The 11,339-nt window shown below is 44.7% G+C and carries 11 protein-coding genes; 5 read left to right on the top strand and 6 right to left on the bottom strand.

What is annotated here, in order from left to right; all coding sequences use genetic code 11:
- Positions 1-177: 177 nt before the first annotated feature.
- From K2Q13_RS12290 to K2Q13_RS12265, 6 genes are all read right to left on the bottom strand, one after another.
- Positions 178-903 carry a glycosyltransferase gene (locus K2Q13_RS12290; protein ID WP_292921442.1) on the bottom strand — a complete coding sequence of 242 codons (726 nt, stop codon included), beginning with the start codon at positions 901-903 and terminating at the stop codon, positions 178-180.
- A 77-nt stretch (positions 904-980) separates the two neighbouring features.
- Entirely contained in the window at positions 981-1,571 is a 591-nt protein-coding gene (locus K2Q13_RS12285) for a protoglobin domain-containing protein (RefSeq protein ID WP_292921440.1), read from the bottom strand.
- A gap of 185 nt (positions 1,572-1,756) precedes the next feature.
- The gene (locus tag K2Q13_RS12280) at positions 1,757-3,172 is read right to left on the bottom strand and encodes an FGGY family carbohydrate kinase (protein ID WP_292921439.1); all 1,416 of its coding nucleotides are present in this window, start codon (positions 3,170-3,172) and stop codon (positions 1,757-1,759) included.
- Positions 3,145-4,734 carry a glycerol-3-phosphate dehydrogenase/oxidase gene (locus K2Q13_RS12275; RefSeq protein WP_292921438.1) on the bottom strand — a complete coding sequence of 530 codons (1,590 nt, stop codon included), beginning with the start codon at positions 4,732-4,734 and terminating at the stop codon, positions 3,145-3,147. The genes K2Q13_RS12280 and K2Q13_RS12275 overlap by 28 nt, the downstream gene beginning before the upstream one ends.
- Positions 4,731-5,492, bottom strand: coding sequence for a glycerophosphodiester phosphodiesterase (locus tag K2Q13_RS12270; protein ID WP_292921437.1), 762 nt, complete (start codon positions 5,490-5,492; stop codon positions 4,731-4,733). Before K2Q13_RS12270 ends, K2Q13_RS12275 begins: the two co-directional genes overlap by 4 nt.
- Positions 5,493-5,507: 15 nt before the next feature.
- Positions 5,508-6,665, bottom strand: a complete 1,158-nt coding sequence (locus K2Q13_RS12265; RefSeq protein WP_292921436.1) for an ankyrin repeat domain-containing protein — start codon at positions 6,663-6,665, stop codon at positions 5,508-5,510.
- A 241-nt stretch (positions 6,666-6,906) separates the two neighbouring features.
- Here K2Q13_RS12265 and pgeF point away from each other — a divergent pair, with 241 nt between their 5' ends.
- From pgeF to K2Q13_RS12240, 5 genes are all read left to right on the top strand, one after another.
- Positions 6,907-7,653 carry a peptidoglycan editing factor PgeF gene (pgeF, locus tag K2Q13_RS12260; protein ID WP_292921435.1) on the top strand — a complete coding sequence of 249 codons (747 nt, stop codon included), beginning with the start codon at positions 6,907-6,909 and terminating at the stop codon, positions 7,651-7,653.
- A gap of 74 nt (positions 7,654-7,727) precedes the next feature.
- Positions 7,728-8,528 carry a ZIP family metal transporter gene (locus K2Q13_RS12255; RefSeq protein WP_292921434.1) on the top strand — a complete coding sequence of 267 codons (801 nt, stop codon included), beginning with the start codon at positions 7,728-7,730 and terminating at the stop codon, positions 8,526-8,528.
- A gap of 46 nt (positions 8,529-8,574) precedes the next feature.
- Positions 8,575-8,991 carry a DUF4019 domain-containing protein gene (locus K2Q13_RS12250; protein ID WP_292921433.1) on the top strand — a complete coding sequence of 139 codons (417 nt, stop codon included), beginning with the start codon at positions 8,575-8,577 and terminating at the stop codon, positions 8,989-8,991.
- A 246-nt stretch (positions 8,992-9,237) separates the two neighbouring features.
- Positions 9,238-10,506: an OFA family MFS transporter gene (locus K2Q13_RS12245; RefSeq protein ID WP_292921432.1), complete on the top strand. Its 1,269-nt coding sequence runs from the start codon at positions 9,238-9,240 to the stop codon at positions 10,504-10,506.
- 75 nt (positions 10,507-10,581) lie between these two features.
- Positions 10,582-11,328, top strand: a complete 747-nt coding sequence (locus K2Q13_RS12240) for a hypothetical protein (protein WP_292921431.1) — start codon at positions 10,582-10,584, stop codon at positions 11,326-11,328.
- Positions 11,329-11,339: the final 11 nt, after the last annotated feature.

Below are 11,339 nucleotides of genomic sequence, written 5' to 3'. Positions count from 1 at the left end.
TAACTCAACAATATGATTCAAAACATTATTATATCATCATCCGCACCTGAAAATGACTCTAACCGTGCAAAGTTCTCAGAGAGTAGATGTTGATATTAGTTGAACACTAACTGTGTAATCCACGTATTTTAATTTTTAAGCCGCGTTATGAGAACTGTGATGAGTCTAAGCATAAAATCAACGCCTTCCATCGTACCAAATTGGAAGCTTCTCCTTGTTCTGCAAGGCCTTACGAGGACTAAATAATACGCTGAAGAATTGCATGGCAATTTCTCGCCCGGTGTATAGCTGCACTTTGCGTGGTGACGTAACCAGAGGATGTCGAGTCAGGATGGTGAATTTCAGGCCGCTTTGGCGCCCCCATTTTTTTAATAATTGGCTTAAATCGATTTCATCGGCGGCGAATAACTCCTGGTTAAATCCGCCGACATCGCGAAATGCATCGGTGCGGCATACAACCAGTGCACCGGATGCCCAACGGAAGGTAATTGATAGGGCGGTCCAAAGTTGCATTGCAGCATTGCCCCACCAGGGTAAATTTGGCATGTGCATAACACTGCCGCAACCGACATATTTCTTGCTTTCGATCATTTGCAGGATATCGCCAACCATACCGGAGTTCAATAAACTGTCGGCATCTACAAACAACAGCCAATCACCAGTGGCGGCTACTGCGCCGGTATTACGCGCACGCCCGATTTGATTGATCGGCTCAAATACCACCATCGCGCCGGCTTGTGTAGCGAGTTGTGCCGTTTTGTCAGTGGAGTTGTTATCGACGACGATGATCTCATAAGTGAAACCGGGTTCTCGGTTTGCCTTGATAGATTCTTGGATGGAATTCAAACAATCGAGAATCAGTCGCTCTTCGTTAAAAGCAGGAATGATGATGGATAGGCGCATGTGCCAACAGAATTTTTAAGAAAATGAATTTCAGGTATATTTTTCTGGGATAGCGAAAAAATACTCTCCCAGAAAGATTAGAACTCGTCTGATTTGATGTAAGGTTGTGACCACAGAATTACTTGCAACAGCACCGATTTGCGCCATGCATCTTGCATGCGATCTACATTATCACGAGAATGACCGCCTTTTTCCAGGAATGGACGAAGTGTAGTAGTAATCGGGATCAGCAACGCAAAAATGTAATGGATATGAATGATAGGTACGGATTTTACGTTGTCGGTGGTGTTTTTCTTCGAACTGTGATGGCGCAATCCGATTTCATATTGATAATTGAGCCAGTCTTGATTGTACTCGGCGTTGGCGGTATCGAGAATCCATTGTCCAAAGCGTTTGCGTACACCACCCAGATAATCCATGTTGGGCTGACCGTCGGCCGCATTGGTAAAATAGTGCAACAGGAAAGGGGTTGAGCCGACAAAACCATACCATACATTCAGGATTTGCTCGACCTGATCTTTCAGCACGTCATGCGACATTTTTAGATAACGTATGTCGTCATCGCCAAACAGACTGGCTTGTTTCAACTTGGCAAAATCATCTATGGATACGGGAGATTTTTGCAACGAAGCGCTGCCATAAGTATAACCAGGTATATTGGTTGTCACAAGGCTTCCTTTTGAAAGGTAGAACATCATCGCACGAAACAATCAACTTTAATGCTATACGATTGATATCATGAGACTATGCAATGAATGATAATAAAATACAAAAATTTGATTGCGTATAAGAGTGACACTCGCGATGCGCGATTTTACAGGATTGGTCATTCATTCGGGTAGACTTTTTAGGATTAACCACGGGGAATTCTTAATAAAGCATCCAACCAATCTTTCCAACGTCGATATTTTTTCAAGAGCGCGATGTTTGTTTGCCTACTTTCTACTTTATGCATTTCTCGGTGGCAGGTTACTTTAAATCCATAGGCCAATACAGCAGTACCTTGCAGACTCGTTTCTTTTTGTTGCAGGTGATAAACCGGAAAGGTAGTACATTGTGCGATGCCATATTGCAAACAGGGTAACTCGGATAAACCCCCAGACAAATAAGCTCGAGTTAACGGCGCATACTGGTGAAATTCTTCTAGGATGCGCACAACCCGGAAAACAATCGCTTCGAGCAACAGTGAAGCAACTTGCCGTGAAGTAAATCCGGTGACAGGTTGAGAAAAATGGATACCCCAATCCTTGCAAAAATAAGGCGCGCCTAAACCACTGGGTTCAGCCAAACAAAAAATATCATTGCCTGCCAGATCTTCAAAGCGACACTCATTTACCGGATAAGATGCAAGCGCGGCAGCAATAGAGTTGAGCGTGCCTTCAATAGCAAATTGCACATGCTGGTTTTCGTTTTGATAAACCAATGTTTGCAAATAACCATCAAATGCCACTTGCTTCTTAGCAAGCGAACGAATCACAAAACCGCCTGTGCCAAGATTGACCAAAGCTTCGCCCTGACTGTTAATCAAACTGGCAATCAGTGCTGCCGATTGATCGCCAACACTGGCTTGTAAGATTAATCCATTATTTAAAAGCAGATTCAATCCGTTTGAAGGTCTGATTTGCGGCAAAATTGAATGGGGAATATCAAATAAATGACATAAAGCATTTGACCACTGCTGCTGATAAATATCCATCAACAGCGTGCGCGCAGCCATGGATGCATCGGTGACAAAATACTGCTTGTCTGTCCAGCGCCAAATCAAAAATGTATCCAGCGTACCGGTCAGCCATTCGCCTTGAATAAGCTTATCTCGCCATGCCGGATTTTCCCGCAACAATACACTCAATTTAGTTGCAAAGTAATAGGGTGTTAACTGCAAGCCGCTGAGTTTGTGAATGGTGTCTGACGATGCCTGCAAGTGATCACAACAGCTTGCACCTCGGTCATCTTGCCAGGATATTAATGGCGTTACTGGTTCACCGGTGGTTTTATCCCAGAGCAGGAAAGACGAGCGTTGGCTGCATAATCCTAACGGCGGTTTGTCATGGGTTTGTGCAAGGCATTCTTTGAGGACTCGTTCAGCAGTCGCAACATAGTGCAGCGCATCGCTTTCGTATCGCCCATTCCAGTTGTCGATGACAGGTGCTGGGTGAGTGACGATGTGTTGGAGCTTCCCTTGTTGATCCATTAAAGCAGCTTTAATAGATGTCGTGCCCAAGTCGAGCGCGATTGCCACGGTCACTGCATGCTCCGGTATCTGTCGCAACGCGTAATTTCCTGAGCAATTTGCGTGCTGCTCCAATTTAGAATACCAGCTATGTATCGAGCAATTTTTAGCAATTGATCTTCGGTAATTTTTGACAATATAAGTAAGGGCATGCGACGGCGTAGCAAATCATCCAGATGGATCACCATCTCGGTTGCTGCACAGTGCATCAAATCAGCACGAAGAAATGGTAAAGAAGGAATAATTCGTTGCGCCAAATCAGGTTCCATTTCAATACGTTGGAAAATTTCTACGCTACGCACACCGTGGCGACGCAACAACCAATGTGCGCTTTCCGCATCAATGTCTAGTTGCGCCGCTTGGTCAGACATACGGGCAGACCATACCGTGAAATTTTCTTGCGGCGCCCAAGGGAACAAACGATCCTGAGTCGCACAAGGTAGTGAAACACCCAGCTGTGCGCATATTGCATCAACGATACGCGTAGCGTCCTGGCGCGACGAAGTGATTTTTCCGCCAATGGCATAATGTACACCGTTGGGCGCGGATTTTAATTCCCAATCGCGGCTAACAGCTGAAGGTGAACTGGAGGAAACTGTCGATGTATTTTGCTTAAAAACCCGCACACCCGCAAAGCTACCGATGATATCGCTGCGCGTCCACGGTGTGTTCAGATAACTATTGACAGCGGCGAGCAAATAATCAATGTCGCTGTCTTCAGCTGTAACTTGTTCCACATCGCCTTTGAAATCGGTATCGGTTGTCCCAAGTAGCGTTAAACCATACCACGGAATCATAAAAAATACCCGCCCATCCGATTCGGTGGTCAGTAACAAAGCTTCAGCATTCAACAAAGCAGGCATGACAAGATGAACACCCTTGGCAAGACGACACCATGCGTTGCTTGGTGCTTTCTTAGTCAGCCACTGTCCAGCCGTAAAAACAATTTGTTTGGCGTGAATTCTTTGTTTATTATGAGTCAGTTGATCTTGAATGATTGCGCCATCGGCTTTGCCATCTGTCTCCGATAGTTGTATCAATCGGCAATAATTGACGCAACAAGCACCAGCTGTTTGGGCGCCTGCAATCAATTCCAAGGTCAACCGTGCGTCATCCGTTTGTGCATCAGCGTAGGTGAATCCTCCTTTCAAGGTATCTTCCCTAACCATGGGAAAATGCACGTTAAATTGCTTGGCATCATAATAACGGTGATGCATGGACGCACTTGCATCGCTGGCCAAATAATCATACAACGACAAACCCAGTTTCAATTGCAATCGGTTGATGCGCTGTTGTGCGTAAACCGGAACGCCAAAGTGCAACGGCCATACACGGTGAGGCGCAACGCGCAGCAACATAGCTCGTTCCTGGAGTGATTTCCTCACTAGCTTAAAATCGTATGTTTCCAGGTAACGCAAACCGCCATGAATCAACTTGGTCGATGCTGAGGATGTCCCGCTGGCCCAATCGTTTTGTTCGACGATAGCCACTTTCAGACCGCGAAGTGCAGCATCATACGCTGTCCAAGCACCGTAAATGCCACCGCCACAAATCAAAAGATCGAATGATTGAGCGGATAATGCTGCAAAATCCCGTTTCATTGATCGCGCAGTATCAGCGCTTTTTCAGGTAAATCGCTGATCAAGATATCAACCTCTAGCTGCAAAGCTTTAGTGATTTCAGCCTCACTATTGCAGGTATATACGCCGACACATTTGCGTTGATCATGCAATAAACTGACCATTGCTTGATCAGTGCTTGCAATCGGTAGACAAAAACCATACAGAAAATCATGGGTAGTAAGTAATTGGCGTGCATCGGCGATGGTTTGTTCAGTTTCAAAGTTATAAATCAATGGAACCCCTGGCCGGTAGCAGTGAGCATATTCAAGACTCACAAGATTGAAGGAGGAAACCAGTATGCCTTGCTCAGGGTTGTTGCTAATCAAATCCAGCGTTTGGCGCATTTTTGTTTGGTGACGAGCAGGCGGTTCCCAGTCACGGTTTTTGACTTCGATCAATAAGTGGCAGCATTTACGATAGGTGATTAGAAAGTCCTTCAGAGTCAGAATGCCTTCATTTTCAGAACTTGGATTAATCAGCGTTTGTAGTTGATGATAATCGAAATCGTCAATGCGCTTATCGTTCAGTCTGATTTTATCGAGAAAGCGATCATGCCATAGCACAGCAACTTCATCACGGCTCAATTGCACATCGGTTTCAATGCCATCAATGGCATATCGTAATGCTCTGTCAAAGGCATTACGGGTGTTTTCCATAGCTTCCCGATTCGCACCACGATGCGCAAACACCATACTTTTTTTAGGCGGGGAGTAGTTTTGCTCGGACATCGTGTTCATGCGTGGTATTGCGCTTTATTGAGTGGCTTGCAGCAACTCGATGATGGCAGGGTCTTTGGCAAGTTCAACCGCGGTTTTTCCGGTTTTGCTTTTAATCTTTATGTCAGCGCCTTTGGCCAATAACACTTTTACCGCATCGGCATGGTCGTGCAAGCCTGCCCACATTAATGCGGTTACACCATCGTCATTTTGCTGATTAATATTAGCGCCGCTATCCAGTAAGATTTCTATGACCGGCGCGTGTCCGTTTTGCGCGGCCAGAATCAACGGAGTAAATCCATTATTGGCTTGATGATTTACCGTAGCGCCATGTTTGATAAGAGCTTCTACTACCTCAGCGTTACCCATTAATGACGCTAAAATCAGGGGCGTCGCGTCATTCTCGTCTTTTGCGTCAACTTTAGCGCCCTTTGCCAGCAGAGCATTGACAATATCAAGATGGCCATTTTGTGCAGAAACATACAATGGCGTGGTATTGTTGACCGCTATCAAATCAACAGGGGCATTTTTTGCTAATAAGGTTTCAACAATTGCCGTATGTCCGTTTCTTGCCGCCATGTATAGTGCGGTAGTATTATCGGACGCCTGCACATCAATTTTTGCGCCTTTAGCCAAGAGCTTATCGACGATGGCGCTTCTGCCTTCCAGGGCGGCAATGATCAAGGCTGTAAGTTTTTCCTGGGTTTGCAGATGAATATCCGCACCTTTTTCAAGCAGCGTATCGACGATCGCTTCATGGCCTTTTTGTATTGCCAGCATCAATGGTGTAATACCATCGGTGGTTTGCGCATTAATATCCGCGCCTTTGGCTAACAGCATACCAACGATGTCAGCATAGCCATTTTTTGCGGCAATGGTCAATGCCGTTACATCACCCGCATTTTTAATAGTTACATCAGCATTTTTTTCCAGCAATTGATCGACAATATCGCTATGTCCAAATTGGGAAGCCACAATGAGCGCAGTAAATCCCATTTCATTTTGGTAATTAACATTGACGCCCTTTTCCAATAACTGCTTAATAGCTTCTATATTTCCGGAAAATGCAGCTTTAAGAAATTCGCTTTCATCTTCGGTTGAAGCATGGGCAAAGGATGTCAATAAAAAGATGAGCATGATTGCGCACACGAAAGTTTTGTGCATTGTATTAATTGAGTTTTTTATATAATTCATTGATTACACCTATATTGGACTTGTTATTATCAACTATCGGGGTTATTAACGGGATTCAGTAACAATGCAACACGCATTGAGATAGATTGTGACCTCATTGATAATATTTTAACTCAGAAATATCTATTTTTAGGTTTAATTCGTTGTGAGCAGGCGTTCTAATTATTACAATTTAATGGCTGCGAGAACTACAAATGATGCCTCTCGACACTTTTCTGAATAATGGTGAAATTCGATAACTATGCATGATTGGATCGTTCCTGATTGGCCTGCACCCAGCAATGTAAAAGCACTATTTACAACTCGCGCAGGCGGTATGAGTCACGACGCAAATGGTATTTATGCTTCGCTAAATCTAGCCACACACGTTAATGATAATTTGGCCGACGTTACAAAAAATCGGACTTTATTACGCCGCTACTTACCGGCCGAGCCTAGGTGGTTGAAACAAGTACACGGGACAGTACCGATCCCGATAGATCAGACGACAACGAAAATTCCAGAAGGAGATGCGGTTTTTAGCCGTAAGCGAAAAACAGTTTGCGCTGTAATGGTCGCCGATTGCTTGCCGGTATTATTATGTAATACAGCGGGCACTACCGTGGGTATCGTACATGCAGGTTGGCGCGGCTTGGCTGGAGGAATTATTGAAAAATCCATCCAAGCTATGCAAGCGGATCATGGTGAGCTGATAGCATGGCTGGGGCCAGCAATTGGCCCGAATCACTTTGAAGTCGGCACGGACGTCTACGAAGCTTTTGTTCAGCATGACACACAGGCGAAACAAGGATTTGTAGCCAAGAGCGGGCAGCAAGGGGGAAAATGGCTCGCGGATATCTTTCTGTTGGCACGCCAACGCTTGACAAGCAGTGGCATTGCTCAGATTTATGGTGGAGGGATCTGTACTTTCAGCGATTCTGAGCATTTTTTCTCGTATCGTCGGGATGGTGTAACCGGACGCATGGCCGCTTTAATCTGGTTTGAGTAAAACTCTCTTCCTTAACTTGTTATTTATTGCATTGCAACAGCGTATAATCCCGCCTTTCTTTTTTAATTCGTGCTATGTCAACGCTTACCTGGATTATTGCTGTCAGTTTGCTGGGCGGCGTATTGAGTCTGTTGGTTGCCGCAATATTGGCATTCAACGCCCGTGTGTCATGGCTCTCAGTACTCATATCCTATGCCATAGGTGCATTATTAGGCGTTGCTTTTTTAAATACCTTGCCCGAAGCGCTTGAGCATTCAGATAATCCAACACAAGTAACCATCTTTGTATTATTCGGTATCTTAGTTTTTTTTATCCTGGAAAAACTGGTGTTATGGCGGCATTGCCATTTAGAGGATTGCGAAGCGCATGATCCGTTACATGGCATTGCGGTAACCCCAGGCAACCTTCATGAGCATGATCATGGGCGCAGCGGAATGATGGTAATCGTAGGGGATACCTTTCATAATTTTGTCGACGGCATTCTGATTGCAGCTTCATTCATGGTTGATGTGCAATTAGGTATTGTGACATCGATTGCAATTATTGCTCACGAAATACCGCAAGAAGCGGGAGACTTCATTATTCTGCTGAATTCTGGCTATACGCGCCGCATGGCATTTTTATTGAACTTAGTGTCCAGCTTAGCTACTTTGGTTGGAGGTGTGCTAGCGTATTTTATGCTGAATGAAATGGATTATTTGATCCTGCCATTACTTGGAATTGCTTCGGCGAGCATGATTTACGTAGCCATGTCGGATTTGATTCCAAGTTTGCATAAACGCCCTGAGATTCATGCCACCATCCAGCAAGTTATTCTTATCTTATTAGGAATTTCTTCTATCTGGCTAATAGGAAATATCTTTCCCCATGCCTAGTCAAGCGAAGTGACAACATCACACGAGAAATTTTAGGAGTTTTTTTATGATAAAACGATTATTTGCGATATTTCTGTTACTTTTATATATCAATACGGTGCATGCCGAAAAGGGTGATATTCTTGAAAAGGTTGAGAGCAGTGCACGCTCTTGGTTAGGATCGGTTGATCGTGGGCAATATAAAGAAAGCTGGGAAAGCTCATCTCCTCTATTAAGAGCTAAAACACCCGAAGCGGAGTGGATCAAATCAATAACTGCAATTAGGTCATCGCGTGGTGCCATGAATGCTCGATTTATTGCGACGGCAAGTGCAGCAAAATCATTATCAGGATTTCCTGACGGAGATTATGTAATCTTACAGTTCTATACCACTTTTACTGAAAAAGGTTTGATTATGGAGACAGTAACGCTGGCCAAGACTCAAGATGGAATGTGGCAAGTTTCTGAATATGCGATCAAATAAATAACCCTAGGGCAAAACCACGGGAAATCGCACGTCTAAAATGTAATCCAAAACCGTCAAGCGTAGTTTTTTTCTTCAACAATTTAAGTGTATCTGCGTTCATCCAATGGATTTACGTATTAAATAAATCGAACTCAGGCACAACTGCGTTCCACCCAGTTATCATCCCGATTAAATTCCTGTAAAAAGCAAGCACAACGGTAAGATCACGGCAAAAATCCACGCACTAACTGAAAAAGCAACCTGATGGACAAAGACAGAAATGCGGAACGACAATTGATAATACTGGGCATGGCCGCAGAAAAAGGCAGGTGGCTACTCGTTTCAGTTGGATTTTTGATCAATGTTTGCTTAGGCTCCATTTATGCATTCAGCATTTTCAGAAAACCATTGGAGACCTTGTGGGGAATCACTTCGAGTCAAAGCGGCTATCCGTTTATGGTTTTTCTGGCAGTATTTGCAATAGCAATGCCGCTGGCAGGCAATCTGATCGCACAATGGGGACCGAAAAAGACCGCAATGCTAGGCGGCATGCTGGTAGCGATAGGATGGATTGCTGCAAGTTTCTCTCCGAATATTACTATCCTGACCATTGTATACGGAGTAATAGGCGGCGCTGGGGTCGGCATCGTTTACGGCTGCCCGATTGCGGTAATCGCGAAATGGTTCCCCCAAAAAAGCGGTTTAGCGATTGGTTTAACGATTATGGGATTTGGCGTCTCGGCGCTAGTCACAGCATCCCTCATGAAAGCGATGATCGACAATCCGGACATAGGGATCATGAACACGTTTCTTTATTCAGGGATAGCATTTGGCGTCATCATTATGCTTTCGGCGCAGTTATTGAGTTTTCCACCAGACAAATGGATTTCTGCAGGATCTGAAGCGATTTCTTCTGCCCACGCAACTGCTACATTCCCAACCTTGAACCTCTCCAGACAAGCAATGCTAAAAACTCCCAGTTTCTATGCGTTATGGGCTACCTACACAATCGGTTGCCTGGCTGGATTAATGGCGATTGGCATAGCATCCCCGGTGGGTACAGAAGTAGCCAAGCTGGATGCAACTATGGCGGCGCTGGCTGTTTCACTTTTTGCGGTATTTAATGGCCTCGGACGACCAATATTTGGAGCCATTACCGATAGGCTAGGCCCGAAACATAGCGCGATGCTTTCATTTATCCTGATTTTTGCAGCATCCTTAATGATGTCCTTTTTTGGGCAAGAAAACGCAATGCTGTACTTAGTCGCATTCTGCATATTATGGATGTGCCTGGGCGGATGGCTTGCACTGGCGCCCACTGCAACTGGAATTTTCTTTGGAAAGCAGTACTATGCGCAGAATTATGGGATCGTGTACACGGCCTATGGCGCCGGTGCCATCCTGGGAACTCTGATATCGGGCAGTATCAAAGATATCACCGGCAGCTATCTGGATGCATTTCCCATAGTGGCGGGGTTGGCACTGCTTGGAATGATCATCGCCTCGATCGGATTGAATCCCGTCAAGCGCTAATAAACCGGCTGAAATGCGATTTGGAAAATTGCTATCGTTAACGTATAAACAGATACAATTATAGCCGATCCGCACATGCCTATCCCTTTCGAATATTGGCTGCATCACGCAATTTTCTACGCATTATTATTTTCAATTCATTATGCGTGCGGATTACTCGTCATTCATCGAAATTTCAAGGTTAACTACACGCGCAAAATCAATCATTTCGCATTTTTCTTTCTTCCAACTTTACTATCATCCGTCATTGAATACCCCTATAGTGCAACAACATTTCTCATCGATATCATCTGCGTATTTATTTTTCTGACATTTTTTATCGCACCCTTACGCAATAGGATCAGGGTACTTTTTGTGATGTTTTGCTCGTTTGACAGGCCGGAAGATAGACCATTCACATTGATCTGGCTTTACACACAGTTTATCGCCAGCTACTTGGTACTCATCCCGTTGCTGGCTTACTTCGAAAGCCGCGACATGCTACCGCTCGTCATGATCATCATTATTGCCAATGGTGTTGGTGACGGTCTGGCGGAACCCGTCGGGATAAGATTCGGCACAAGAAAATATGCGACTTATGCGCTTTTTACCCAGCAAAAATACGTTCGTAGTTATATGGGCAGCGCATGCGTATGGATAACCACTGTGATTGCCATACTAGCATTTCACCCCTATTTCAATTCCACTCAGTTAGTCGCCGCACTACTGCTAATGCCGATACTGATTACCTTAGCGGAAGCTTTTTCTCCACATACCTGGGACAGCCCGCTCATCTATGCCACTGGAGGTATTTCATTGATCGGTATTTTTCATTATTTGTAATTCGATGATCG

Source organism: Nitrosomonas sp. (genome assembly GCF_019752095.1).
In the GTDB taxonomy this organism is placed as follows: domain Bacteria; phylum Pseudomonadota; class Gammaproteobacteria; order Burkholderiales; family Nitrosomonadaceae; genus Nitrosomonas.
The sequence above is the reverse complement of the archived record's forward strand: the minus strand, read 5'-3'. Positions and strand labels throughout refer to the sequence as shown.

What these genes read in the sequence shown, in the direction of transcription:
- K2Q13_RS12290 (WP_292921442.1), bottom strand. Translation starts at nt 903, where the DNA reads ATGCGCCTATCCATCATCATTCCTGCTTTTAACGAAGAGCGACTGATT.
- K2Q13_RS12275 (WP_292921438.1), bottom strand. Translation starts at nt 4,734, where the DNA reads ATGAAACGGGATTTTGCAGCATTATCCGCTCAATCATTCGATCTTTTG.
- K2Q13_RS12270 (WP_292921437.1), bottom strand. Translation starts at nt 5,492, where the DNA reads ATGAACACGATGTCCGAGCAAAACTACTCCCCGCCTAAAAAAAGTATG.
- K2Q13_RS12265 (WP_292921436.1), bottom strand. Translation starts at nt 6,665, where the DNA reads ATGAATTATATAAAAAACTCAATTAATACAATGCACAAAACTTTCGTG.
- pgeF (WP_292921435.1), top strand. Translation starts at nt 6,907, where the DNA reads ATGCATGATTGGATCGTTCCTGATTGGCCTGCACCCAGCAATGTAAAA.
- K2Q13_RS12255 (WP_292921434.1), top strand. Translation starts at nt 7,728, where the DNA reads ATGTCAACGCTTACCTGGATTATTGCTGTCAGTTTGCTGGGCGGCGTA.
- K2Q13_RS12250 (WP_292921433.1), top strand. Translation starts at nt 8,575, where the DNA reads ATGATAAAACGATTATTTGCGATATTTCTGTTACTTTTATATATCAAT.
- K2Q13_RS12245 (WP_292921432.1), top strand. Translation starts at nt 9,238, where the DNA reads ATGGACAAAGACAGAAATGCGGAACGACAATTGATAATACTGGGCATG.
- K2Q13_RS12240 (WP_292921431.1), top strand. Translation starts at nt 10,582, where the DNA reads ATGCCTATCCCTTTCGAATATTGGCTGCATCACGCAATTTTCTACGCA.